Origin of the sequence: Flavobacterium sp. (genome assembly GCF_965262375.1) — a bacterium.
Taxonomy (GTDB): Bacteria; Bacteroidota; Bacteroidia; order Flavobacteriales; family Flavobacteriaceae; genus Flavobacterium.
This window is the reverse complement of record NZ_OZ253527.1, coordinates 1355246-1379973: the sequence shown is the minus strand read 5'-3', so window position 1 is coordinate 1379973 and position 24728 is coordinate 1355246. Positions and strand designations below refer to the sequence as shown.

At 36.1% G+C, this 24728-nt stretch carries 26 protein-coding genes; all 26 read right to left on the bottom strand.

Annotation, left to right across the window (positions count from 1 at the left end; translation table 11 throughout):
- Nucleotides 1–2 precede the first annotated feature (2 nt).
- The 26 genes from ACQY29_RS06405 to ACQY29_RS06280 all read right to left on the bottom strand — a co-directional run bounded on the left by ACQY29_RS06405 (nucleotide 3) and on the right by ACQY29_RS06280 (nucleotide 24726).
- Nucleotides 3–1292 carry a phenylacetate--CoA ligase family protein gene (locus ACQY29_RS06405; RefSeq protein ID WP_428224402.1) on the bottom strand — a complete coding sequence of 430 codons (1290 nt, stop codon included), beginning with the start codon at nucleotides 1290–1292 and terminating at the stop codon, nucleotides 3–5.
- Entirely contained in the window at nucleotides 1289–2938 is a 1650-nt protein-coding gene (locus ACQY29_RS06400) for a C45 family autoproteolytic acyltransferase/hydolase (protein WP_428224401.1), read from the bottom strand. The genes ACQY29_RS06405 and ACQY29_RS06400 overlap by 4 nt, the downstream gene beginning before the upstream one ends.
- On the bottom strand, nucleotides 2931–4454 hold the full coding sequence (locus ACQY29_RS06395) for a phytoene desaturase family protein (protein ID WP_428224400.1): 1524 nt from the start codon (nucleotides 4452–4454) through the stop codon (nucleotides 2931–2933). Before ACQY29_RS06395 ends, ACQY29_RS06400 begins: the two co-directional genes overlap by 8 nt.
- The gene (locus tag ACQY29_RS06390; protein WP_428224399.1) at nucleotides 4455–8123 is read right to left on the bottom strand and encodes a 1-acyl-sn-glycerol-3-phosphate acyltransferase; all 3669 of its coding nucleotides are present in this window, start codon (nucleotides 8121–8123) and stop codon (nucleotides 4455–4457) included.
- Nucleotides 8124–9305: a DUF2062 domain-containing protein gene (locus tag ACQY29_RS06385; protein ID WP_428224398.1), complete on the bottom strand. Its 1182-nt coding sequence runs from the start codon at nucleotides 9303–9305 to the stop codon at nucleotides 8124–8126.
- 2 nt (nucleotides 9306–9307) lie between these two features.
- The gene (locus ACQY29_RS06380) at nucleotides 9308–9790 is read right to left on the bottom strand and encodes a hypothetical protein (RefSeq protein WP_428224397.1); all 483 of its coding nucleotides are present in this window, start codon (nucleotides 9788–9790) and stop codon (nucleotides 9308–9310) included.
- Between the two features lie 104 nt (nucleotides 9791–9894).
- Nucleotides 9895–10458: a porin family protein gene (locus tag ACQY29_RS06375; protein WP_428225881.1), complete on the bottom strand. Its 564-nt coding sequence runs from the start codon at nucleotides 10456–10458 to the stop codon at nucleotides 9895–9897.
- 162 nt (nucleotides 10459–10620) lie between these two features.
- Nucleotides 10621–10992, bottom strand: a complete 372-nt coding sequence (locus ACQY29_RS06370; RefSeq protein ID WP_428224396.1) for a 3-hydroxyacyl-ACP dehydratase — start codon at nucleotides 10990–10992, stop codon at nucleotides 10621–10623.
- A 3-nt stretch (nucleotides 10993–10995) separates the two neighbouring features.
- Nucleotides 10996–11610: an outer membrane beta-barrel protein gene (locus tag ACQY29_RS06365; RefSeq protein WP_428224395.1), complete on the bottom strand. Its 615-nt coding sequence runs from the start codon at nucleotides 11608–11610 to the stop codon at nucleotides 10996–10998.
- Between the two features lie 3 nt (nucleotides 11611–11613).
- Nucleotides 11614–12249, bottom strand: coding sequence for a hypothetical protein (locus ACQY29_RS06360; RefSeq protein ID WP_428224394.1), 636 nt, complete (start codon nucleotides 12247–12249; stop codon nucleotides 11614–11616).
- A complete protein-coding gene (locus tag ACQY29_RS06355; RefSeq protein ID WP_428224393.1) occupies nucleotides 12215–12832 on the bottom strand; it encodes a LolA family protein in 618 nt (205 codons plus the stop codon). The genes ACQY29_RS06360 and ACQY29_RS06355 overlap by 35 nt, the downstream gene beginning before the upstream one ends.
- A 9-nt stretch (nucleotides 12833–12841) precedes the next feature.
- On the bottom strand, nucleotides 12842–13516 hold the full coding sequence (locus ACQY29_RS06350) for a polysaccharide deacetylase family protein (protein ID WP_428224392.1): 675 nt from the start codon (nucleotides 13514–13516) through the stop codon (nucleotides 12842–12844).
- A gap of 71 nt (nucleotides 13517–13587) precedes the next feature.
- Nucleotides 13588–14649, bottom strand: a complete 1062-nt coding sequence (locus ACQY29_RS06345; RefSeq protein ID WP_428224391.1) for a beta-ketoacyl synthase chain length factor — start codon at nucleotides 14647–14649, stop codon at nucleotides 13588–13590.
- A gap of 6 nt (nucleotides 14650–14655) precedes the next feature.
- The gene (locus ACQY29_RS06340) at nucleotides 14656–15849 is read right to left on the bottom strand and encodes a beta-ketoacyl-[acyl-carrier-protein] synthase family protein (protein ID WP_428224390.1); all 1194 of its coding nucleotides are present in this window, start codon (nucleotides 15847–15849) and stop codon (nucleotides 14656–14658) included.
- Between the two features lie 87 nt (nucleotides 15850–15936).
- The gene (locus ACQY29_RS06335) at nucleotides 15937–16194 is read right to left on the bottom strand and encodes a phosphopantetheine-binding protein (protein WP_428224389.1); all 258 of its coding nucleotides are present in this window, start codon (nucleotides 16192–16194) and stop codon (nucleotides 15937–15939) included.
- A gap of 3 nt (nucleotides 16195–16197) precedes the next feature.
- Nucleotides 16198–16812 (bottom strand): 3-oxoacyl-ACP synthase, encoded by a 615-nt coding sequence (locus ACQY29_RS06330; RefSeq protein ID WP_428224388.1) that lies wholly within the window; start codon nucleotides 16810–16812, stop codon nucleotides 16198–16200.
- 2 nt (nucleotides 16813–16814) lie between these two features.
- A complete protein-coding gene (locus tag ACQY29_RS06325; protein WP_428224387.1) occupies nucleotides 16815–17930 on the bottom strand; it encodes a beta-ketoacyl synthase N-terminal-like domain-containing protein in 1116 nt (371 codons plus the stop codon).
- Nucleotide 17931: 1 nt separating this feature from the next.
- Entirely contained in the window at nucleotides 17932–18381 is a 450-nt protein-coding gene (locus tag ACQY29_RS06320) for an acyl-CoA thioesterase (protein WP_428224386.1), read from the bottom strand.
- Nucleotides 18356–19636 carry an ABC transporter permease gene (locus ACQY29_RS06315; protein WP_428224385.1) on the bottom strand — a complete coding sequence of 427 codons (1281 nt, stop codon included), beginning with the start codon at nucleotides 19634–19636 and terminating at the stop codon, nucleotides 18356–18358. The genes ACQY29_RS06320 and ACQY29_RS06315 overlap by 26 nt, the downstream gene beginning before the upstream one ends.
- The gene (locus ACQY29_RS06310; RefSeq protein WP_428224384.1) at nucleotides 19629–20384 is read right to left on the bottom strand and encodes an ABC transporter ATP-binding protein; all 756 of its coding nucleotides are present in this window, start codon (nucleotides 20382–20384) and stop codon (nucleotides 19629–19631) included. The genes ACQY29_RS06315 and ACQY29_RS06310 overlap by 8 nt, the downstream gene beginning before the upstream one ends.
- Before the next feature lie 3 nt (nucleotides 20385–20387).
- Nucleotides 20388–21383 carry a BtrH N-terminal domain-containing protein gene (locus tag ACQY29_RS06305; RefSeq protein WP_428224383.1) on the bottom strand — a complete coding sequence of 332 codons (996 nt, stop codon included), beginning with the start codon at nucleotides 21381–21383 and terminating at the stop codon, nucleotides 20388–20390.
- Complete coding sequence (locus ACQY29_RS06300; RefSeq protein WP_428224382.1) at nucleotides 21383–21787, bottom strand: hypothetical protein; 405 nt, start codon at nucleotides 21785–21787, stop codon at nucleotides 21383–21385. Before ACQY29_RS06300 ends, ACQY29_RS06305 begins: the two co-directional genes overlap by 1 nt.
- Nucleotide 21788: 1 nt before the next feature.
- Nucleotides 21789–22250, bottom strand: a complete 462-nt coding sequence (locus tag ACQY29_RS06295; RefSeq protein ID WP_428224381.1) for an ABC transporter permease — start codon at nucleotides 22248–22250, stop codon at nucleotides 21789–21791.
- On the bottom strand, nucleotides 22243–22689 hold the full coding sequence (locus ACQY29_RS06290) for a hypothetical protein (RefSeq protein WP_428224380.1): 447 nt from the start codon (nucleotides 22687–22689) through the stop codon (nucleotides 22243–22245). Before ACQY29_RS06290 ends, ACQY29_RS06295 begins: the two co-directional genes overlap by 8 nt.
- Nucleotides 22689–23822, bottom strand: coding sequence for a beta-ketoacyl-ACP synthase III (locus ACQY29_RS06285; protein WP_428224379.1), 1134 nt, complete (start codon nucleotides 23820–23822; stop codon nucleotides 22689–22691). Before ACQY29_RS06285 ends, ACQY29_RS06290 begins: the two co-directional genes overlap by 1 nt.
- Entirely contained in the window at nucleotides 23815–24726 is a 912-nt protein-coding gene (locus ACQY29_RS06280; protein WP_428224378.1) for a dialkylrecorsinol condensing enzyme DarA, read from the bottom strand. Before ACQY29_RS06280 ends, ACQY29_RS06285 begins: the two co-directional genes overlap by 8 nt.
- Nucleotides 24727–24728: the final 2 nt, after the last annotated feature.

The following is a 24728-nucleotide window of genomic DNA, read 5'->3' as shown; positions in this document are numbered from 1 at the left end:
TTTTAGTTGCGTTTATCAATAAAAGTTATGGGTTTACGACTCATAGGCGGGAAAATAATTTTTTGAATCACTTCCATAGGCAAAACTTCCAATTTAGGCGCAACCCGTAGTTTGGCTCTAAAATGGTCTTTCACTTCTGTTAAAAATCTATCCGAAGTATCTTTGGAAGCAATTTTAATCACAATTTCATCTGTTCCTAGCTCGTTGGTAGAAATTTCAAATACATGGGCTTGAATGGGTTCAAAACAGGTCATCAAATCATGCATAGCCGGCGGATACAAGGTTGTTCCTTTGTATTTTATCATGTGTTCTTTGCGACCTACTACAGGTCCAACACGATATGTATTACGACCACAAGCACAAGCATCTGTATGTAATTGCACCATATCGCCCGTTTTGAAACGTAATAAAGGCATGCCTTCGACTCCTAAAGTCGTGATGACCAACTCCCCTACCTCACCTAAAGCGACGGGTTGATGGTGTGCATCTAACACCTCCGTGATGATTAATTCAGGATGATGATGCCCTCCATGTTGCTGACTACACTCGGTAAATGCTGTACTCATTTCCGTAGACGCATACGTAGAATACAAAGCGATAGGCCATTGCTCCTGAACTTTTTGTGTTAACAAGCTGGGTGAAAAATCTTGATTTCGCAGGGATTCCCCTATACAAATCACCCCTTTGACACTCGAATTTTTATAATCAATACCGTGTTTTTCGGCATATTCAATCATTTTGAGCAAAAAAGAAGGGACCGCAATCAAATATTTTGGTTGGTATTTCAAAATAGAATCCCATTGCAATTCAGGAATACCAGCGCCTACGCGTATGATACCAGCTTTTAGTTTTCGCAAACCTAAAAAATAAGCCAATCCTGCCATAAAACGACGGTCCATGGTGGTCATTAACTGCACCACATCGCCTTCCTGTACACCCGCACAAGCAAAAGAAATGGCTTCGTTATAGGCCAAACGCTCCAAATCGGCATCGGTTAAACCAAAAGTCACTGGGCTTCCTAAAGTCCCTGATGTAGTGGCATAATCAATAATTTGATGTTTGGGCACACAAAAGAAATCCTCATTATACTGTTGCAAATCCGTTTTAGACGTCACGGGCAATTGCTGCAAATCTTCTAAGGTTTGAATGCTGGCAACATTAATGTTTTGTTCCAAAAAAAGTCGCTGATAATACGGCGAATTTGCTTGGAGATATACCAGTAACTCACGTAATTTTTGCTCTTGAAATGCTTTGATTTCAACTGCGGATGCTTTTTCTATTTCTGGTATCATGGTAATTTCTTTTTTGTTTTGTGCCAATATTTTTCCACCTGTTTTCGGTCTGGCAAGGTAGTAATTTCTAATTGCAATGCCTTTTGAAAAGCGATTTCCGCTTCTTTATATTTTTTTTGTTGGTACCAATATGTCCCGAGTTTATAATGTACACTCCATAAATTTGGATTTGCCTGCACATAATTAGCAATAAAATCGTCCGAAAGGAGTTCTTTATTGGCTAAAACCTTATCGAGCTCCCGGTCCATTAATCGGTATTTTTCATAGCTTTTATACGTCTCCGACTTCAAAAAAGCATCTTCGGCAATTTCAAGCGAAGCGACAGTAGCTACTTTGGGTTCCTTTTGGTCAAACACCATATTCAAATCATACGCTACAAAAGCACCTAATTGGTAGGGATTTGAAGACACCCACATCAAACGACTTTCGGGTTTAAAAATCACCGCATGATGCGCTAACAGTTGATTGATGGCTTTTTCGTTACCATACCCTATAGCCATTTTATGTAATCCTTCTTTATTTCTAAGAACGCTTGCCATTTGCGCTGGTGTTAACTTATCATTATCCTGCAACAATTCTTGCATGCGCTCCATACGGTAGTAGGAATGGCTCTCCTTAATGTGTTCTTGATTCCGTTTATCTGAAAGATAGGATGTACTTTGAAAATGATTAGTACACAAAAGTTGATTGGTATTTTCGACTTCGTACACTCCAAAATTCTTTGGAGAAACTTCAATGAGTACCACTTTTTTATCTTTGGCACTTCCTACCATAATGGATTCCGAAACAAATACAGGACGCTTTTTAGCAATGGCTACCGCTTCCTCAATGGTAGAAGCATATTGGAGAATTTCTCTAGTCAATAAAGAAATGGGCGTTTTAGCCACTAACGGCACTTTGGATTTCCCTGCGTTTATCGTAACCGTTAAGCCTTCTTTATTCATTCCTGACAGTACCCCAACCATACCTGCCCACGCCACCGAAGCATACGGAATTCCTTTATCGGGCTTGACAAAAGTGACTACTTTATCTTGAGCAAATTCATCACCTGCATAAAAATCTAAATTTCTACCGATGAGTAATTCACCATCGGCACTTTTATCTCCCCAAACGGCTAAAGAGGTACAGCCCACTAAAGCCAAATCTTGCATGGCATGACCTATATCGTGTGCACCGTGCAAATACAAACTTCGTAAATAGGGCGGTGCAATGTAATTATATTTGGCATCCGTGTACATAGACAAACCATAGATTTCGGTTTTGAACTCCTCCGTAACATTGAGATATAGCTTTCGATTGTACCATTTTAATACATTACGCAACAACCATTGTTTGGTTTTGGACGGTACGAATTCAGCTACTTTCGAAAAAAAGATTCGTTCTTGTTTTTTCACTAAAGGTTCTGCCAGAGCTCCAGCTAACATTCCTCTAGCGGAAGCGGAACCCGACACATGGAGTTCCCAAATCTTTTTATCATTTTTAACCAAAAAACCATTGGGATGCGTAACTAAAGTATCAGAAAGTTTAAACACTGTAGGTTTTTCCTTTGGTAATTCCACAGGAAGATGATGTATGGATTTTGAAATTCCACACGAACTCAACAAGACGAGTAATAGTACCTGTATGTAGTACCCATACTTACCCATTGGCAATTTCTCGATTAATTTTATTAACCAAATATTCCCCTCCTACTATCTCGGCACAAGTAGCCACCGCACCAATTGTTACTCCTAAAACCCCGTGCATATTGATACTTTGTCCTGTTAGATACAAATTATCGATTTTGGTTTTGGGTGAAATAAAGGTTAACATAGGATTATTAGAATCCTTAACATAACCGTATAAATTACCGTTATGACCGCCTATGTAGTCTCGGTAAGACAAAGGTGTAGAAGCGTGAATCGACTTGATACAGGCACGAATATTCGGGAATTTCTTTTCTACTTCCTTCAGAAAAACTTCTATTTTCTCCTTTTTAAAAGCTTCATACGCTTCCCCTCGAGATTCTTCTTCTGAAACGGTATTATGCGTATCTGCCCATTGTGTCACTTCTTCAAAACGCATGTAAGTAATTCCTGTCAAACTCTCTGCCCATTGCTGGTCATCAGTAGCTACATTCATAGACAGCATATAACTTTCTGGCCAGGATTCCTGTGTATATTCAGCGGCATTCCAAATACGATTAACATCTTTGAAATGATAATAATTATGATTCATATACGGAAACGACTCCGGCTTAAAAACAATATAAATACTAAAAGGCGCAATTTGCACTTCCAGTTCTTGAATACGTTTAAAATAAGATTTTCGAAAATATTTTTCACCTACTAATTTTAAAGTTGTTTTAGGTTCGATATTCGAGATAAATACATTCGCAAAATATTCTTCCCCATTTTTGGTCAAAGCTGAGGCTAATTGACCATCGACCATGGTAAATCCATTTACTTCACGGTGTTTAAAAACATCTCCGCCGTATTTTCGAATAACTTTTATTAATTGTTTCGTAATTTGACTCCCTCCATTGATACAACGCCAAGCACTTTGCATATAGGAGTTAACCGATAACGCATGAACATAAAAAGGAGTTTTATCAGGTACACCCGCGTACAAAAAATTAGAACCCGCTAGTACAGCTTTAAGTTTTGCATCTTGAGTCAATTCATCAAAATAATTTTGTGCATTGATAGACAAAATTTCTTGTTGATACCCTTCACCAATTTTCAAATTATATAAAGGAAATGAATCACAGGTATATTGCAATTTCATACAATAATCATTCAAAGCCTTAATTTGATTTGGGAAAAAAGGTTCTAATTGATTTACAAAATTTTTGTACCCTTGGGCATGCGGATACTCATTAGGGTCTCCGTCAAAGGTAATTAAGTCATACCCATCAGGGGCCATCAATTTTAACTTGAGCTGGTCGATGATTTCGATATATTTGAAATAGCTATGCAAATTTTGCCCTTCAGCCAAACCGCCTATATAATGAATCCCCGTATCAAAAATGGTTTTATCGCGCACAAAAGTCTGCAAATTTCCTCCGTATTGGTTATTTTTTTCCAATACACAAACCTTTTTCCCTTCCTTAGCAAGAATGATGGCAGAAACTAAGCCTCCCAATCCACTTCCTACGACCACCACATCATACTTCCTTTCCATTTATCGCTTTAAAACTATTAAATTCCCTTTTTGGCGTACCACATTAAACCCTTGGGCTTCTATTACCGAAACATACTTTAAGGCTTGGTATAAAATCACTTCATTTACCTGAGTTGATAACTCAACAACTTTCTCATTGCTAAAAACTTCAGCTGAAACCAATAGCAATTCGTAAGGTTTTCGCTCATCTTCCAGCGACAAACAATTGATTTTACGTTTTACATTAAGATAAACCGTAGAAGCAATTGCGCATTTATCATCATTTAAATATAGCGCTTGTATTTTTCGTTTAGGATGTTGTAAGCTCAAAACAGCATTTAACTGTCCATAATCATCTGCTAGATGTAAAATTTTAGCATCTTCTTTTATCAGAGTAAAAAACTCAAAGTAATCTTTTTTATTCTTTTCAAAATCAGATTTAACGGCGGTATAAATTTCCTCTTCCTTATACAAATACCCATCAACGACTTTTCTTCGGAAGAAACTTTCATCTTCTAGCTCTTGACGAACTTTGAAAAATTCAGCCCTAAAAAACTTATTGATTTTTTTGGTTCTCGCTGAATAATCTGCGCCAAAACTACTATCGGCATACGATATATAGTCACCAACAACTACGGTCAAGCTTTCGTTGTGAATCATAAAATCGCCTTTGGGAGAAGTTTCAGCATTACCATGTAAATAGACAGGTAAAATATCTAGCTTAAACTCTTCTGCTAAGAAAAATGCCCCTTTATGAAAACGTTTGACCCCATTATCATCCGAACGTGTTCCTTCAGGAAAAATCATTAACGAATAGCCTTCTTTTATTTTTTCACGCAAATGGTCTACCCCACCTTCTATTCCTTGAGAAACTGGATAATATCCCATGGCTCTTACTGCTTTTCCAAAAATAGGGGAATTGTACACCCAATCATTGACCAAATACACGATTTTATGGGTGAGCATCCCAAATGTCAACGTATCTAAAACAGAAACATGATTAGCAATTACAATGGCTTGTTTGCTAAAATCAATCAAATGCGGATTAATAACTTTTTTCTTTACAATTGGATTCATTTGTAAGACAGTTTTCAGGAAATGTGCCATTACCTTTCTAAAGAAAAGCATTTTCTTTTCCTTTTTCCCAGGTAAAATCCACACAAAAAAACGTCCAATAGTAGACAGTACTATTCCACCAAGAGCATAATAAGTCAACGCTACTATGGAAATAAGCACGGTAAAAAACCGAACGGGCAGATTCCCTTTTTGTTGACGTTTAAAAAACAACCACTTGAAAACTATGGGATAAAAAACAAAAGTAATTAATAACGCACTTACAACCCCCAATAAAGAAACCGACGAAATAGAGACCAATGCTGGATGCTTCGCAAATATTAATGCACCAATAGCTAGAATAGTGGTCAGAGCCGCAAGAATGATAGAAATACGATAAGCAGGCATTTCGTCTTTCCCTGTGGTGTATTGTTTTTGGAGCGCACTGGTCATAAAAATAGTAAAATCAACTCCATGTCCAAAAATCAGCGTACACACAATGGTACTGAAAATGTTTAATGGAATCCCAAAAAGCCCCATTAAACCAGCGGTTACAAATCCCGTAGCGGTAATAGGCAACAAACTAGCCAAAACCAACTCGATACGCTTAAAAAACACAAACAAGATGAGAATGACTGCTAAAAAGGAATAATTGATGAGGTTTTCGAAATCATCACGCAATTTCCCTAAAAAAGTTTCATTGAGTTGTTGACGGTCTATCGCCACAACATTTTCAAAACGGTCAATCGTTTTAACAAAATCATTTTTATGTTGTTCCTCTAATTTCACAACACTTGCTATCGTATATCCCGCTTTAGAATTAGCAACATACTCATCCGCTAAATTAGGAATAGCTTGTTTGATTCCTTGTAATTCCAAAGGTTGTATATCTGAACGAATCAAATCATAAAACGGTTGATGCGTTTCGGGTTTAAAACCAAAAGTGTTTCCTTCTTGTACTAACATCGTTTGTACTTTCTGGCATTGTGCATCGGTCCAAAAGTTGTTCCATAATGCCAATTTCTCTTGTTGTGCTGAGGCTGACGGCAACAAGCCCGCTAAGGAACTATAGGCATTAATTTTATTTACCTTTTTTTGTTGCACCAAAAAGCTATTCAATTTTGCATTAGCTTCTATGGCTTCCTTTTCGGTAGCCCCGTAAGCAACCACATAAATGGCTTTTGACGTTAAACTGGTAGATGCTTCTAATTTTGCTTCTGCTTCTTTAACATCGGCAGGAATAAAATTCAAATCACCTAAATTATTATTAAAAGTAACTCTATTGAAAGTAAAGCAACTGATAATTAACACTAAGAAAGTTCCAATCACCAAAAACTTATTACGTTCAAAAGGAATTTTAGAAAGTCTATCTAAAACCCCAGCATGCGCCAAACCATCATTTTTGGGTTGGTACAAAAGCGGGATAATAATTAATGAAAACAAAGCCGAAATCATAACACTTATGGAGGCAAAAATCCCCAAATCTTTCAATGCATCCGATTTTACAAATAACAAACACAAAAAAGCTATCGCCGTGGTAGAACTACTCATAATAAGCGGTTTGGCTGTATCTTTATACAACTGCTTGATATCGGCATTATGTCGATAATGCGTCATGATGTGCAACGAATAATCAATTGTTACTCCTAACAAGACTGCACCTACACTTAATGAAATAGCGGAAATGGTTTCGCGCAAGAAATACAAACTGGCAATGGCGAACAAAACACCAAAAACCGTAGGGATAAAAATGACAACAGGAATGCTAATTTTTCTAAAAAAGAAAATCAAAATCAGCATTAAGGTTCCCATAGACAGTAAAACCGTAGTGATGATATCCGATTTAATTTGATTTGCATTGGCCACAGCTATAATGGGCGAACCAAAGTACGATAAGGTTGTTTTATCTTTAAAAGAAGCGTTAATACCCGTTTGAAAAGCTTTTAACTGAGCTACAAACTGAGAGTTTTTTTCAGTTTCTGCACCGCCAAATTTTGGATTGATAAACAATAATAGTTTACTTCGGTCTTTCGTTAACAGATACCCATCTTGCATTACAAACTCGTCACCTATAGAGAGTTGCTGCATTTTTTTGAGCCCTATGAAGCTAATGCCTAGCGGGTCATTAATAATAAAATCGCGCGTAATCATCCCCGACGGACTAATTAGCGATTTGTAATTACTTTCTACAATACTTTTAATACTATCCGATTGGATTTTTTGCCCAATATTTTTATAATCACCTTCTTCTAAAAAAAGCGGTGCATTTTGATATACAAAATCAAAAATCCCTTTAATATTTTCCTGTACCACCACACCTTGCACTTCTTTTACAAAAGGTTGAACTGCTTGAAGACTATCCATAAACACAGTGGCTGTTTCGCTCAAATCAGCTTCTGTGCCTTTTCCCGTACGTTCAATAATCACCGTGATTTTATCGGCAAATTTTAATTGCTTAATGATTTTTGACGTGATATCGGCTTTATCATTTTTGGGTAGTACGCGTGTTATATCTTCCTCAAACTTGATTTGAAAAGCAAAAAAAGCCAGTACTACTAATAGCACTAGCGACAATAAAAAAGTAAGAATCTTGTTCTTTTGAACAAATTCGTGTATTTTAATAAAAAAAAGATGCATTTATCCCCTGTTTTTACCCCGATGCGAAAGTACTAAATAACTTCCAACTCCGAAAACAATTGCCATACCGATTGCTAGGATAAAACTACCTACTAGATATTGAAATAAATGTTCTTTGAGTTGAGAAAAATCGAAGGTATCGGCTAATGTAAAAGATGCTTCTTTTTCTACAAATAAACTGCCTACTTTTAGCGAACCATAGACCACCAAAGGAATCATAGGCGGTATACTAACATTAGAAAAAGCAAAGGCAAGGGGTTTATTCAATCGGAGCAAAACGGCAGTAGTAATAACTATAGCGGTTTGAAACCCCCAAAAAGGCGCAATACCACAAAAAACACCTAACGCAATGGACTGTGCCTTGGTCAAAGCGGTATCTTGTGTTGAAAATAAATCTTCTCTTAAAAATACTTTAAAACTTTTTTTTTTAAAATTTCTAATGAAATCTCGAGGTTTGATATATACGAAAAGTAATATTACCAAAACAGTATTTAAAATACTAATTCGGGTAAAATCTTTGAACGGTCGGAAATGCGACACACGTTCATTTGGGTCATATAAAACTTGAATGGGTATGTTTTTCACTGGTACCCCATTCCAAGCGGTGCGCACAATAATCTCGATTTCAAATTCGAATTTATTGGTAAAAAACTTTTTGGGTAACGCATGTAAGGGATACAAACGATAACCCGATTGAGTGTCGTTTAATTTAATTCCCGTTTCGAACCAGAACCAAAAACTCGAAAATCGATTGCCAAAACTACTCTTTTTAGGCACCGAATCGTGTTCCATATTACGACTTCCAATCAACAAGACATCTTCATCCGATTCCTCCAGTGCTTGTACAAAAACCTCCATGTCTTCTGGAAAATGTTGCCCATCAGAATCAATAGTAATAGCATGGTCGTATCCTAATTCTAATGCTTTTCGGAATCCAACTTGCAATGCATTTCCTTTTCCTTTATTTTGTGGTAAATGAATTTGGGTGATTTTATCGGTATAATTTTTTAAAATCTCGGGAGTAGTATCGGTTGCCCCATCATTTATGACAATTACTTTTGATGTAATAGCCAAAACACCATCTAACACACGATTTAAGGTTTTGTGATTATTGTAGGTGGGTATGATGACACAGATATTTAACTTATCGATACGTTCGGTCAAAGATATATTTGTAGTCATTCTTAGTTCAATTTTGCTTTTTCAACTTCAGTAAAAACCTTAGACTGTGCCACATATTTCTGGATATAGTCTTTCAACCCTGCATTTTGCCTGTTGAAATTTTGCATGATTACTTTTTTATCCTCTTCAATATTCGCTTTATATTTTAAAAACTTAGGCGTATTTTCCTGAATACTCAAACGCACCAATCGTATTTCTACATTATTAGTTTCCTTAGCTACCGCTTGTTCAACCATTTTGACACCACTTTGAAACTGCTCTTTACGCTTCTCCTTATTCGTTGCAAAACGAGAAACAAGTAATGTCCCTGCGCCTTTGTAGGCTATAATAACCGCCGATTCGCTATTCATTTTCTGTACATACTCATAAAACTTTTCAGCATTTCCTTTTGATTTTGAAGCTTGATGGTATTTTTCACGAAGTTCCGAGAAATTCTGAAACGATAAAAACATAAGACTAAAACAAACCGCAAGTATAGATTTCATATTATTTTTTTAAAAAAGAAACGACTTAATTGAGTTTGTAAAAATACAAACTTAAAATTAAGTCGTTTGAAATTATTAATTAAGCTTTTAATTTTAAAGAAAAACTATTTGATATCAAATTTATAATATGCTCCTAAGGAGAAAACCGAATTCACATAATTTCTAGTTTCGTAAGAAAAACCATTCGAATTTGCAAAAGTAACTTCAGTCACAGGTAAAAGTCCTCTTTTATATCTTAATTCAACCCCAAAATTTTTGGTAAAATCATATCCTACTCCTAAAGCAATAGCAATATCAGCATCATTTTTAATTTTATAATTATTAGAAACTACAAAATCAACGGCAGGACCAAACTGCAAGTTAAATTTATGCAAACTAAATTTATTCATAATTTGAACGCCCAAATAAGATAAATCAATTGAACTATTCATTGTTTGTTTAGTTAAAGGATCATAAATCAAATCTCTACTACCCCCTTGCTTAGAAAAATTCAATTCAGGTTGTAAAGCATAGCGTCTTGTAAGCTTTAATTCACCTGCAACACCTAAATAAAAGTTAGTTACAGTTGAAAAAGCACTTTTCGGTTCATTACTTGTAGTCTGACCAGAATTTGAATTATAAGTCATATTATAACTCATGTCACTATCGGATAGTTTTGAAAAATTCAGTCCTCCACGTACTAGGGGTTTAAAACTTACTTGGGCATTAGCTCCGATAGAAGCAAAAAAAATAGGGCTGTCCCTAAAATTCTTTTCATTATTTTATTTTTTTACAAAAAAATGACTCCCTTTACATAAATTATACAAAGGGAAGTCGTTTGAAATTATTGATTAAGCTTTACGATACGTATTGGTCAATTTCAAGGCAACCGTATCCCCAAACTTAGTTGTATTTTTCACTTTCATTTCTGAATCCAAATCACCTACTAAATCCAACTCTAAAGTCAATTCAGGGTTAGTCTCTGGATTGATGATAGCCATAAACTTCACATTCGAAGATGCTGTCATTTGCAAAGGCACACCTACAATTTCTTGAGTAAGTTCCTTTATAATTTGCATCATACATACACCAGGTGTTACTGGATTACCAGGAAAATGCCCTTTAAACACCTCATGTGAGGCATTCAAAAATACCTGAGCCTGATATTTATTTTCAGCCAGTTTATCTAACTGATTTACGGTATAAAAATCTTTTAGAAGCATTAATTACTTTATATCAAATTTATAATAAGCACCTGCTGAAAACACTAAATTAGTTCGTGAATCATTTATGTCAATAACAGGCAATATTCCTTTTTTCACACGAGCTTCAAGCCCAAAATTTTTAGTAATATCAAATCCAGCTCCTAAAACAAACGTAAAATCTACAGGCACCTCTTCTTTGAAATTACTTTCCATCATAAAATCTAACCCTGGACCAACTTGTATGTTAAATTTATTAAAATTAAACTTATTCATAACTTGAACTCCCATATAAGAAGTTTTATACTCCCTATTTGCTATAACACCTCCATCATAATAAAACGAATTGTAGTAAACTTTATCGGCGATGGCTCCTTGACGAGAATAATTAATTTCTGGTTGTAGCGTATAAACTTTTGACAAGTTCAAAGCAGCAGCAAATCCTAAATAAAAATCAGTAGTGGTTTTAAATTTTGTATAATTATTACTTGAATTCCCATAGTAATCATAAGTCTCGCCACCATTTGTAAAACGTGAAAAATTTACACCTCCACGAATCGTCGGATTAAATGTTACCTGCGCTTGTGAAGCTGTGATGCCAGCTACTACTAAAGCCAATGCTAAAAATACCTTTTTCATTTGTTACTCTTTAATTATTTGTTTTAAATCTATTTTTATATCGAAATTATAGTGTTCTATCGTTATTTGCTCGGAAAAATTAGTATTTTTAGCATCAAATACTATAGAAAACTTTGCTTTGCGTTTGGAACTTTGCACCAGCTTCAATAATTTATTTTCTTTTATATCAAAGAAAAAATAATTGCTTCTGGACTGTTGCTTGACTTGACTTACCGTTTCATTTCCTTTCTGATATTCTGCCAACGTCTGATGCTTTTCTTTTACCAACAGCCTTAAATCATTAGTTAGAATGTTTAAAATCATTTTCCGATTCAAATCTTCAACCACATAATTCATCAAGACCTCTTCAGCTGTAATGGTAAAATCCATTAGTTTGTTCCCAAAATCGGTGGTCATTACCACACGATGAGTGTCCTCTGCCGTTTTTTTAACCACTAACAATCCACTTAAGGCATTGCCGTAGACGTCAATTTGTGCTTTGTACACATAGTCCAAAGCGGGGTTTGCAAAATAGGGATTGGCAATCTCTTTGACGACCATTTCCTTCTTAGCATCGGCAATAGGCTCATAGCTTTTACAGCTTTGTAGCCCTACACCTAAACTACTAATTATCAAAAACTTCGTCGCTAAACTTCGCATTTACTTGTTTATTTTTAAAAACAATACGGGTAAAATCGCCCGAAGGCTCTACCAATTTCACTTGAGAAACACTTGGGTCTTCTTTAGGGAAAGTCAATTCAATTTGCTTGATGTATTTCTTCACTTGATTCGCTTTTGACAACAATTTTACCACATAAGCCTCTTTAGTTTTGAAATACGAAATCGCAAACTCCTTATCATCAAACATATTTCCGCTCACACTCCCTATTATCATTTTGTTGATTTTCTCAAAAAGCTTCCCGTCCACTGTGCTTTTCTTTCCTTGGTCGTTAATAAAAACCTTATTATTTTTAAAAACGATACTGTATTGATACGGTTTGTTGTATTGCCAATTCAACAAATTAGGCAACTTGAAATACATTTTCCCTGAACTTTCAATATCTTTTGATAAAAAGTCCATGTGTTTGTATTGCACAAAATCTGTTTTAATCGTTTTAATGGTTTTATTTTCTTTTTCTACTGTAGCTTTAAATTGAGCAATTTCAGCATCCGACAATTTTTGTTCTTGTGCAAAAAACACTAAAGAACATAAACTCGTTAGTAGGATAAATATATTTTTCATGCTGTATATTTATTTTTTTAATGAGATGCATTCCGCAATGGTAACGGATTTGTATTTTTTTTCTTTCATGAATACCAATAATCGTTCCAAAACTGCAATGGTTTTCAGTGAAGTGTCATGCAACAGCACAATTCCTCCTTTGTTAACTTTAGAAACGATTCGTTGATAAATCACTTCTTCCTCTTCAATCACCGTATCTAACGACCTGATATTCCAGCCAATAACTTGATATTTCATTTTTCGAACGGCTTGAGCAATATGTGGATTTGTCACTCCAAAAGGAGGTCTGAAAAAATTATTTTTTTTCCCCGTAATTTTTTCAAGCAAAATATCAGTTTGTTCAAATTCTTCAATCAATTTTTGTGTTCCAAAGAACCCCATTTGATTGGAATGACTATAGGTATGATTGGCTAACTGATGTCCTTCTGCTTGTATTCTTTGGGCTATTTCAGGATACGATTCCAATTGTTTGCCTATACAAAAAAAGGTAGCTTTCATTTGATACCTGGCAAGCAAATCTAATACTTGTGGCGTAAACGCCGTAGGCCCATCATCAAAAGTTAACGCAATGCTATTTTCATTGGTTTTAAAACTTGAAATAGCGGACAAAAAATAATTCAGACGAATATCAAAAGCCCCCCAAGCGGTCATACCCAAAAATCCTAACAAAAGTACTACATACATCCACCAAGCTATTTGCATATAAATACACCCCAATAGCAGAACACAAACAATTATACTTATGTAGGTATGTTTTAACATTGAGACAACAATACTAAACTATGGTCAATTCCTTGATATTGATTGTATAAAAGTACTTTTTTCAAAGACGCTGGCTTAACAGTGTTCCATTGCAAAATTTCAGGTACTACTTGATTTTTAATCACATGAGAAGCCATCCATAATCCAAAAGCTGATGCCGTATTGTATTCCCCCGAAATGTTCTTATAATACAATTGCGACGTATTAGTAAATAACGATGCTACTTCATCATAGTACCCATCAAAATTCACATCGCCATTGTACCCTAAAATCACTGCATCTATATCTTGCGTTGTTAAATTTTGGGAAACTAAAAATTCTTGTACAAAACCTGCAACATCCTCTTTAGCTAACACATTTCGTAACTCTACCGCTTCTAATTTAGCATAAGTCGATTCCTTTTGCTGATTGTCTAAGGCAAAGAAAGTAGCTCCTTCGCTAAACACTACTCCAGGAGTTTCAGTATTCTTAATCGCATAAGGCTGAGCTTCCTCTTTTTTAATCAAATCAATTAGTTTGAATAACTCTAAGGTATGCGCCGAGGTTTCGTCAATTCCTCCTACTAAAACACTTTGAGCTTCTTCGGTCTCAATTTGCATTTTTCCATCTAGCAAAGCAGTTTCAAAAGAAACAGCTCCGTTAACATACGTAAAATTGTAACTCTTACACTGTAAACCTAAGGCTATTTGCCCTGCCACCGTATTGTGAGTCGATTGAATAAAAGATGTTGGCGTAAGAAACTGCTCTTGATTATCTATAATCGCTTTCAAGAACTTTTCTGAATCTTCCACACATCCCATACCTGTACCCGTAATAATTGCATCAGGATAGGTAATTTCAGCTTCCGCCAAGGCTTTATTTGAAGCAAAAATTCCCATTTTAACTCCTTTAGCCATACGACGAATCATAGCTGGCGGAATCATTTCTTTATAAGAAGGTTGTTGAGCAAAACGTACGTTTAGTGTTTCATCGATAGCAATCTCTGCTAAGAAATCCCCTTCAAAAGTTTTCTGAGAGGATACAGAACCCAGACCATTTATATAACAAGCTTTCATGTCGTTCTAGTTTTTTGAAAAAATCAAGGTTGAACAATTTCCACCAAATCCAAAAGAATTAGACAATACACAATTGATTTCTTTGTCTTTTACTTCTGTTTGCGGAATCAAATCAAACTCTTTCATAGGCGTTTTGAAGTTCAAGTTTGGAAAAACTTTTCCATATTGCATCGCCAAGACACTGTAAACCGCCTCAATAGCAGCTGCAGCAGCCAACGTATGACCTGTAAAAGCTTTCGTTGAACTAAAATCCGGTACGGAATTGCCTTCAAATGCTCGTAGAATAGCACGTCCTTCAGATAAATCGTTATTAGGTGTTGCCGTTCCATGGGCATTGATGTAGTCCACAGATTCGGGAGTAATTTGAGCCATAGCAAATGCTTTTTGCATCGCTAAAAAAGCCCCATCGCCGTTTTCTGAAGAAGCGGTTTGATGGTAGGCATCATTTGCATTACCAAATCCTTTTAGGTATGCCAACACTTTTTTCCCCTGTTGCGCCACCACTTTATCAGATTCAAGTACGATAAAAGCCGCCGCCTCCCCTAAATTCAATCCTTTTCGATTATCGTCAAAAGGAGTATTAAAGGTATCTGAAAGTATCATTAAGGTTTTAAACCCATTGATTGTAAATTTTGACATGGCATCAGTTCCACCAACAACCACTCGGTCCAATTGTCCAGAAGCAATCATTCGTGCGCCTAACATAATCGCGTTTGCCGCTGAAGAACAAGCCGTACTTACGGTGGAAACGAATCCTTTTAATCCAATATAATCGGCTATTTTATGCGAACTATCTCCTGCATCATGCGCGCGTATGTATTTTTGTACGGCTGGATTTTCAAAATATTCGTAATAATAACGTTCCGTCATATCCATCCCGCCAACACTAGTTGCAGAAATCAATCCTGTACGGTATTCATTAATATCCGATATTTGGGCATCTTCAACAGCTTTCTTAGCAGCATACGCACCTAAGAGCGCCGTACGACTAAAACTATTTGACGCTGGTAAACCTAAAAGAGATTCTAACTGTTGATTCGTCATCTTGATTTCGCCAACTTTGATAACCTCTTTGTGTAAGGTATCAAAATTTTCAATTTCCGAAATACCCGATTTCTTTTGTAGCAACGCCTCATAATTTTCTTCTACTGTTTTACCAATAGCAGAAATAATTCCCATACCTGTAATAGCAATTTTCATTTGGATGAACGTTTATATATTCGTATTCCTGTAAGCTTTTAATAAAAAAGGCTGTTTAAAAAAGAATTTCTAAACAGCCTAATGTCTTTATTTTGTTCTATTCTTTGCAATAAAGTCAGCCATTGTTTCCACTGAAGCGAAAATAGTTTTACCTTCTTTCGGGTCAGTCAATTTGATACCGTATTCTTTATCTAATAAAACAATTAATTCTAAAGCGTCGATTGAATCCAATCCTAAACCATCGCCAAAAAGTGCATCGTTATCTTGGATATCTTCTACAGCTACATCTTCCAAATTTAATACTTCGATAATCTTCGCTTTTAGTTCTTGTTTTAATGCTTCCATAACTTAATTAAAAATTTGATTTATATTCTCAATTTGGTGTTGCACACCATTTTCTTGTTTATCTACTAAATATAATACTGCTTTGTAGTTGTCTTGATACAACTCCACCCAACCGCATAACACCTTATCCGCTTTGTCCGTTTTTAATAGTTGCTCGGTATAGGTATGCATAAACGACGCTTGAAAGGAATCGAACACAAAGAACGCATTTTCTGAATTCAATTTATGCTTGATACTCACTTCACCAATACAAATATTAGCCAAGGTGTACACAAAAACAGCAGGACTTGGAAAATAATTTTCTTTATCCGCAATGGATTCCTGATGTTTTACATCGGTATCCAAACTAGCCGACTGGTTGGCAAATATAAGCGCAATATTATTTTCTTCCCCTTCTTTTACAAACCCTGACAATACAATTTCTGATGCCAAAAAAGCCAACTTACTTAAGTTATCCATTTTAAAAAACTTAGGATAACTCATTTCATAATGCTTGTAAATACGCTTTGCAAATTCGGAAAAAGTATCACTGGAATTTGCCATTACAGCAACTCCATCAACTTTTAACCCTTCATTGGAAAGGGTACAAACTTTTTGTATGTTATATTTTGCTTCCAAAATTACTGTATTTTTTTAAAAACTACCGCGGTATTACAGCCTCCAAAACCAGAAGCCGTTTTTAAAACGGTATTTATTTCTAAGCCATCCGCTTGTGTAATTACGTGTATGGGTTGACTTACGCCACAAGATTCATAGCCTTTTGAAACGATTAATTGATTGCGTTTGGCACTTTCTAAAGCCAGTACTGTTTCTAACAGCCCTGACGCTCCTAAAGTGTGCCCAAAATAGCCTTTCATACTATTAACAGGCGTATTTTGCAATCCTAAACGATTGAAAGCGATGGCTTCCATTTCGTCGTTATATGGAGTTGCTGTTCCATGTGCAGAAATCGTATCTATAGTGTCAGATTCTAGGTTAGCTTCTTTCAAAGCAGATTGGATACTACGAAACAAACCTTCGCCGGTACGCGAGGGTCCTGAAATATGATTCGCATCGTTGACTGCACCTTCACCTAGAATTTCAAAATCATTTGGTTGCACTTCCTCTTCATTAGAAGTTACATAAACTGCCGCAACGGCTTCGCCTAGCGTTACTCCAGTACGATGCACATCGTAAGGTTTACAAGGCGCATCGCTCATGGCTTGAAAAGAATTGAATCCAGAAAGTACAAACTCCGTAACTTCATCACCTGCAATCACATAAGCATTATCATACAAACCTCCTTGTATCAAACGTTTTGCTACCGAAATGGCTAGAATACCCGAAACACAAGCATTAGACACCACTATAGGCTCCGAACTAAATCCGAAATGGCGTGCTACTTTTTTAGCAAGGGTAGATAAATGTGCTTTTTCAATGTTAGCTGATTTATCTTCTAACTGAACAATATCACCTTTGGTCGTAGAAAAAACAAATGCCGTACGTGCATTGATTTTAGTTGTATCCAGGATAGGTTCTAAAACTTGGATTAATAACTTTTCCATTTTAGAACTTGATTCAACACTTTCCTGCAACAAATCCGCTGGAATAATAGAAGCATAAAAGTCTCTTAACATCCCCATTTGAGTATGCTTCTTGATACCTGAATTACCAGCTTGCATCGCCTCCCAGTTAGTTACCACAGAACTTCCAAGGGGTGTTATACAATTGGTTTTTGTAATATAACAGCGTTTCATTTTATTCAATTAATCCACATTTACGTTTCCATGCCTCAAAAAAAGGAGGAAGACTTAACGATAAATCGCCATTGCTATCCAGAAAGACTTGTACCGTTTCTCCCGAACAAACCACTTGGTTATCGTTATCGTAAATTTTATATCTAAAAATCATTTTTGCCGCAGGCGTATCCACAAAAGTGGTTTCTATTCTTGCTACATCGCCATAACGTAGTGACAATTTATGCTCACACGACGATTTTACAATAGGCGTTGTATAGCCATTAGCTTGCACATCTAAATAAGAAATTCCATGCTGACGACCGAATGCTTCGCGACCATCTTCAAAATAAGTAATATAATAGCCATGCCAAACGATACCCAGTGGGTCGGTTTCATTAAATCGAACACGAATATCATGCGCAATCGTTAATTCGGGGATTTCTTTACACAGCTCTTTTCTTTTTATCATAAGTAATGGCAATCGTAATGGTTAAAACAAAAAATAACACCAATAAAAACAAATTGGGCAAAATGGTCGTCACATTTGCATTTCGTAACAAAACATCATAAAACGCATTAAGTCCCCAATTCATAGGTGAAATATGTGAAATGTACTGCATGATTTTAGGCATAGCAAAAACTGGTACCCAAACTCCTCCTACAGCCGCTAATATAACCACAGAAGTAGCTCCAAATGGCGCCGACTGTTCTTGTGTGGTAGCGATAGTTCCTAATAAAATTCCTAAACCAATAGCCGCTAATCCTGCGCAGATGGCTACTAAATTCATCAACAGAAAACGTCCGTTGATGTCCAGTTGAGGCAAGCCCAAATAAGGAAATACAAATAAACCTACTAGCATCATTAACCAAAACTGGATGAGACAGATGAGTAAATAAGTAATGGTTTTTCCCAAAACTACGGTACTATACGAAACTGGATTAGTAATTAATCGAATAAAAGTTCCTTGACTTTTTTCTTTAACAATATTGATAGACAAAGGAACAATGATAAAGAAGATAGCAAATAACGTCCAGGCTGGCACATTGTGTTGCACCGAATTTGGAATCACTTCCTTGTCATCAATTTTAGGTACAATTTCTTTATAATTGATAAAACTTTTCTGTTCAAAAAGTTCTCCCTCTGTTTCCCCCATTTGCTCTTGAAAAGATGCATAAATAGTTTTGTTCTCAATAGTGGCTACCATTTTATCAATAGCATTCTTGATACCATTTTTAAAACTTACCTGAGTAGCTGGGTCGAAATATAATTTAATTTCTTTAGAAGCAATATTTTGAACCTTTTGGGTAGAAGTTTCTTCTGACATCCCAAAACTACTCATGATTTTTTCTACATTTTGATTGACCTTTGCTTCTAAATCTGTACTTAGTTTTGCAGGAACAACAATAGCTAGTTGATACTTACCTGCAAATACTAAATCTTTTGCTTTATTTTCCGTTAAAGCTTTCCCTTCGGAAGTAGTAATTACTTCAAGAGAACCGCTTTTATTAAGATTTTCGATTATCGTTTTTGAAATATTCCCGTTATCTTGGTCTACTAATAAAACTGGAATTTTAGCATCCGAAACCGTTTTGAAAGCCCCATCTTGAATCAATGTAATGGTAATAATTAACACCAAAGGCATGACAAACAAAATGACCAAACCGCCAAAATCACGTTTGAGCAGTATCATTTCTTTATATATGGACATCCACAACTTATGCATTGTCTCGTAATTCTTTTCCAGTTAAAGCAATAAAAACATCTTCCAAATTATGTGCATTGGGAGTGTTTTGAATAAGTTCCTCAGGGGTTCCTTCTGCAAAAATAGTTCCTCTATCGATAATGGCTATTTTATTACAAAAATCCTGAGCTTCTGTTAAATGGTGCGAGGTGTACACGATAGTGGTACCTTGTGCATTTAACTCTTTTAGAAAGTCAATAATCACATTTTTAGATTGCACATCAACCCCAACAGTAGGCTCGTCCAAAAAAAGCACTTTAGGATTATGCAAAATCCCAGCGATTAAATTCACACGACGCTTCATCCCTCCCGAGAAGGTTTCGACACGTTTGTCGGCAAATTTCAACAACCCTAGGTGTTCCAAATATTCCTCTACTTTTTGGCGAAGTTCCTTCCCTTTCAACCCTAACATACTTCCAAAATATAGCAAGTTTTCACGAGCTGTCAAGGTAGGATACAAAGCGTATTCTTGTGGCACTACTCCAATGCGTTGTTTAATCAAACGTGCATCGGTAGCATACGTAAGTCCATCGATTACAAAAGTCCCCGAAGTAGGTTTTACGAGTCCACACAACATAGAAATCAAGGTGGTTTTCCCAGCACCATTAGGCCCTAACAATCCAAAAATATCATTTTGAGCAATGGCTAAATTCAAATCGTTGACCGAAAAAAAATCAGCGCCTTTATATTGTTTATACAGCTTGGTAATATGTATGATATCAGTATCCATCAATTACACTGCTTTTTTAAGTTTTTTGAAAAATTGTTCTTCCAACTGTGCAAGTGCTTCTAGCTCGGTTGCTAAGGCATTATATACATCGTGTTGGTTACTTCTATTTTTATATACGCGAGCCGCCATCACAGCAAAATCTCTCCAACGGTCGCCTATGGCGGTCATTTCTTTTGATAATTCTGACAACACCTCATTTTTTAACACCACAGAAGCTTCTTGCAAAAATGCGGCATAAATGAAACGAAATCCACCACCACCGGTTCCAATTTCTTCTTGCATACGCACCATTTGAGCCAAATAATGATTAGCTACTTTTACCCCACGCTTGCTAGGCCAAAGGCGAATATGTCTAGCCAAACGACGCATAGCGGCAACACCTACAAGAGGCACAGGTGCAAGCATATCTTTACACGTATTTTTTATTCCTTTTACAATAGCTTTTTCTAAATGTAATTGATTAGGAATATTGACAGGGAAATACATGTGCCCTTTTGGCGCTAAAGCACCTTTTGCAAAACGTACTTTTTCCAATTCTTTTTCGGACAAAGTGGTTACGGTTTCCATGACAGGGTCGCTAATTAGATACGTATCGTTTTCTTTGCCATACACAACCAAATTGTGTGCATTAAAATGAAAACGATATTCGTCTGGGAAATAGGTAAGATTATATACTCCTACTTGTAGTCCTGTAGGGATATTATTTTTTAAATTAGTATCTAATGCCAATTGCGCTTTAGTTTCCGAGCCAAAACGTTGCCTTTTTACCGTAATCCCTAAACGCTTTGCAGCTTTGTTAAAGATACTTCCAGGCATAGGACGATAACTGATAGCGGGTGCGTGGTTAACTTTCAATAAAGGAAAATAAAAGAAAAACAAACCAGAACCAATCCCGAAAACCATAGGTTCGCTCAAATTGATACCATGAAACTTTAACAAGTTTGAGGCTACTCCATTTTCACAATGTGCAGACTGATGATGTGTAAAATTAATCTCCATTATATCCCTCTAAAATTTTTCAATTCATCTATCGTGATTTCAAACGCATCGGCATAACGCTGCAATTGTTTTTGAGAAAGTTTTTTAAAAACGTTAGGTTTACCATGACGTTTTACCCGCCATGTCCACATAGAAACATAGCCTGCTAGGGTTACCCAGTCCATTTTGTGTAACTCCATAAAATATACAATGGGACTTGCCAAGCCTTGCTTCACTAGCTCATTAGCCACTTGCACTCGTTCTTTAATATCTTCCATGGTATGCTCCAAAGCAATTGCTTTAGGTTCCCATCCACTGCTTAAAGCCGTAGTATAGTTCCCGTCGGTATCAACTGCATAACAAAGTTCTTTCATATTATTTTTAGAAAGATTACTTTGGTCTTGAGGCACTTCTTCTTTTTTCATTTTAATTCGTTTCTTGTATAAACAAATTCAATTCTGCTTCCAACAATAACTTGTCAGCCACAAATGTTTTGCACTCCATGGTACAAATACAATAATTATCACTATCAAAACGCGATTTTAACACGGATTCCGTAATTATTGTTTCGCCTACTTTAGGCAAATCAAAAAGCGTTACTTTTTTAATTCCGCTTATAAAACCGATAACTTTTACATCTTCTTTTACTTGTTGATTTTCATCTACAAAAAAGGTTTGACCTACAATAGAAGAGCAAGTTTGTGCGGCATTCTCCACCATTCCTGCTTCTGCAAAAACACCTTCTGCAACAAATATGTTATCTGTTTTAATCTCGAATACTGTTTTTACAGTAGTATCTGAAAGATTCAAGATATAATCCACCATAAGCATAGGAGCTCTGTGGGGCAAAAAATTTTGAATTTGAATGAGTTCTTCCGTATTATTCATTTGCTCCTGCAATTACAGTTTTCATTTTTCCAGTGGCAATAACTTCACCAGCAATCGTCGAACACATTTCAACTAAAGTCACGCCCATAAATTCTTGCAATATGGTTACTTCCGTCACAACATCTTCGCCTAACTTAGGCAAACGCTGGATTTGAATTCCATTAATAGAACCGATATACCCCGTAGGTGCAGGTTCATTTTTTAAAAAATATTGGTAACCCGTATAAATCGCTACCGACTGCGCCATGTGCTCTATCAGTCCAGATTCCTGAAAAATAGCCTCCGCAGTAAAAATATTATCCGTTACTATGGTAAGTCCAGCTGTAACGCTTCCTTCTTCATACAATAGCAACTTATCTACCATAACAAAAGGAAATTTCTGCGGAATTAATTGCTCCACAAAAGTTTTATCTAGAATTGGAAACACTTGAGTTGTCATTAGCAAACAGTTAAATAAGCATACGAATAGGAAAATCTTCCACTTTCAGGAACAGACAATAAAATCTTATCGCCTTTTTTCAAACGGTCAGAATGCATAAGTTCTTCTAGCATTAAATAAATAGAAGCAGAACCCACATTTCCTACTTTATGTAAATTCATAAACCAATTTTCCATAGGTACTCCTACCCCTACTTTTTCTAATTCTTCTGCCAATCCTTTTACAAAATAATGCGAAGACACATGCGGTAAGAAATGATCAATTTCAGTTGAACTTACATTATTTTTTTCAAGAGCCTTTTTCATACTCTCTGCCCCTTTAATCAAAATTTGGGCATCTAATAATTTTACATCTTGTTTGATAGAAAACACCGATTGCTCTAACCACTCATTAGTAGCATAATCACTCCAAGGTTTGATAGAACCATCTTCTCTTTTGTCGCCACCAGCATACATACACGCTTCTAATTCGTGAGCATACGAGTAAGACTCCATCCACTCTACTTTCAAGGAACGCTCCCCTCTGGGTTTATTTTCTAACAAAAAAGCACCCGCACCATCAGACAACATCCAACGTAGAAAATCTTTTTTGAATGCTATAATGGGTTGTTCTTCTAAAGCTTTTAGGTTGACAATTTCATTTTCAAAACGGTCTGCTAACATCCAAGTAGAAACACGTTCCGACCCCGTAGCAATAGCATTAGCCGTATTACCTGATTTTACAGACATATACGCAAATTTCAACGCTATCATGCCCGCATTACAAACTCCAGAAGAAGAATTTAACTCCACAGGTTTGTTTTGCAACAATCCATGCACCATAGCCGCATGCGACGGCAATAAGTGGTCAGGAGTCGATGTCCCGCAAGACAGTAATTCGATGTTTTGCGCATCAAAATCAGTATCAAACAAGGTCTCGATTGCTTTTTGAGTTAAATCAGCATTAGAATGTGTAGGCACTCCTTGGTTATCAATAGCATAATAACGTGAAGTAATTCCGTTATTACGCAAAATGATACGTCTTGCTTTAGAGGCTTTATTGTCAATTAATCCCAAATACGATTCCATCTCCTCATTGGCAATGGGATTATTAGGTAGAAATTTTCCTGAACGAGTAATGTAAACGTCAAACATAAGTTTTAACTCCTTGATAATAGGCTTTTAGTTTCTTAATTTTAGTATTAATAAATGGGCGTTTTAAAAGGTATATTAAATACACCAAGGGTGAAATAAACCATATCGCTACAAACAAATAAACATTGAAGACTTTTAACCAAGTAGGTCGACTTGCCTTCTTTTTAATGATAAGATTCGCCCAAATCTTAAACATTTTATTTGCTTTTTGGTCCATTTCTATTAGAAAAGGTCGAATTTCCACAGCCCCTTGCTCAAGCAAAGCTGGTTGCAAATCTGTACCCTTTTCATGGAGGTACGATTGCATTACACGACCAAACTTACCCGCACCTTCGATTTCTGATTGTGCCACGCCAGGTTTAGGAAAAACACCCAAATATTTTTCTTTTTTCCCAGTAAACATCCATTGTACAATGGTAATCACACTGATATGATTGATATTTCTATCCACCAGTACAATATTCCCTTTCAAACGAGCGCCTACTTCTAGCAATTGCTTTTTAACTTTTTCCTGTGCCAAAGCCCACATATTACGAGCACCAATAACGGTAACTACTTCCGTATCTTTCAATAAGCGTTTAGCTTGAGGACTCTTTAAAAAAGAATTCATAGGAATCGAAGGGCTCAAATACCATACTTGATAGGCTAAAATAACCAAATCGTATTTTTGGTACAACACCTCGTTTTGAGGGTCTTTTAAATCATACGGAATTTGCAAAAAAGATTCAGGAAAAGCATCAAAAAAAGAGGCTTTATCCCAAGGGAAAGGAAAACTACGTTCAATGGAAATTGTATAATAACTCAGCTCCACAGCACTATCTTCTACTAATGGTGTTACCAAATGGTGAAGAATATCTGTTAATTGTCCAGACTGACTAAATTGAACGACTAAAACTTTTTTCATTG

Excerpts from the sequence above, each read along its gene's own strand:
- ACQY29_RS06405 (WP_428224402.1), bottom strand. The coding sequence starts at position 1,292 with ATGATACCAGAAATAGAAAAAGCATCCGCAGTTGAAATCAAAGCATTT.
- ACQY29_RS06400 (WP_428224401.1), bottom strand. The coding sequence starts at position 2,938 with ATGGGTAAGTATGGGTACTACATACAGGTACTATTACTCGTCTTGTTG.
- ACQY29_RS06395 (WP_428224400.1), bottom strand. The coding sequence starts at position 4,454 with ATGGAAAGGAAGTATGATGTGGTGGTCGTAGGAAGTGGATTGGGAGGC.
- ACQY29_RS06390 (WP_428224399.1), bottom strand. The coding sequence starts at position 8,123 with ATGCATCTTTTTTTTATTAAAATACACGAATTTGTTCAAAAGAACAAG.
- ACQY29_RS06385 (WP_428224398.1), bottom strand. The coding sequence starts at position 9,305 with ATGACTACAAATATATCTTTGACCGAACGTATCGATAAGTTAAATATC.
- ACQY29_RS06380 (WP_428224397.1), bottom strand. The coding sequence starts at position 9,790 with ATGAAATCTATACTTGCGGTTTGTTTTAGTCTTATGTTTTTATCGTTT.
- ACQY29_RS06370 (WP_428224396.1), bottom strand. The coding sequence starts at position 10,992 with ATGCTTCTAAAAGATTTTTATACCGTAAATCAGTTAGATAAACTGGCT.
- ACQY29_RS06365 (WP_428224395.1), bottom strand. The coding sequence starts at position 11,610 with ATGAAAAAGGTATTTTTAGCATTGGCTTTAGTAGTAGCTGGCATCACA.
- ACQY29_RS06360 (WP_428224394.1), bottom strand. The coding sequence starts at position 12,249 with ATGCGAAGTTTAGCGACGAAGTTTTTGATAATTAGTAGTTTAGGTGTA.
- ACQY29_RS06355 (WP_428224393.1), bottom strand. The coding sequence starts at position 12,832 with ATGAAAAATATATTTATCCTACTAACGAGTTTATGTTCTTTAGTGTTT.
- ACQY29_RS06350 (WP_428224392.1), bottom strand. The coding sequence starts at position 13,516 with ATGTATGTAGTACTTTTGTTAGGATTTTTGGGTATGACCGCTTGGGGG.
- ACQY29_RS06345 (WP_428224391.1), bottom strand. The coding sequence starts at position 14,649 with ATGAAAGCTTGTTATATAAATGGTCTGGGTTCTGTATCCTCTCAGAAA.
- ACQY29_RS06340 (WP_428224390.1), bottom strand. The coding sequence starts at position 15,849 with ATGAAAATTGCTATTACAGGTATGGGAATTATTTCTGCTATTGGTAAA.
- ACQY29_RS06335 (WP_428224389.1), bottom strand. The coding sequence starts at position 16,194 with ATGGAAGCATTAAAACAAGAACTAAAAGCGAAGATTATCGAAGTATTA.
- ACQY29_RS06325 (WP_428224387.1), bottom strand. The coding sequence starts at position 17,930 with ATGAAACGCTGTTATATTACAAAAACCAATTGTATAACACCCCTTGGA.
- ACQY29_RS06320 (WP_428224386.1), bottom strand. The coding sequence starts at position 18,381 with ATGATAAAAAGAAAAGAGCTGTGTAAAGAAATCCCCGAATTAACGATT.
- ACQY29_RS06315 (WP_428224385.1), bottom strand. The coding sequence starts at position 19,636 with ATGCATAAGTTGTGGATGTCCATATATAAAGAAATGATACTGCTCAAA.
- ACQY29_RS06310 (WP_428224384.1), bottom strand. The coding sequence starts at position 20,384 with ATGGATACTGATATCATACATATTACCAAGCTGTATAAACAATATAAA.
- ACQY29_RS06305 (WP_428224383.1), bottom strand. The coding sequence starts at position 21,383 with ATGGAGATTAATTTTACACATCATCAGTCTGCACATTGTGAAAATGGA.
- ACQY29_RS06300 (WP_428224382.1), bottom strand. The coding sequence starts at position 21,787 with ATGAAAAAAGAAGAAGTGCCTCAAGACCAAAGTAATCTTTCTAAAAAT.
- ACQY29_RS06295 (WP_428224381.1), bottom strand. The coding sequence starts at position 22,250 with ATGAATAATACGGAAGAACTCATTCAAATTCAAAATTTTTTGCCCCAC.
- ACQY29_RS06290 (WP_428224380.1), bottom strand. The coding sequence starts at position 22,689 with ATGACAACTCAAGTGTTTCCAATTCTAGATAAAACTTTTGTGGAGCAA.
- ACQY29_RS06285 (WP_428224379.1), bottom strand. The coding sequence starts at position 23,822 with ATGTTTGACGTTTACATTACTCGTTCAGGAAAATTTCTACCTAATAAT.
- ACQY29_RS06280 (WP_428224378.1), bottom strand. The coding sequence starts at position 24,726 with ATGAAAAAAGTTTTAGTCGTTCAATTTAGTCAGTCTGGACAATTAACA.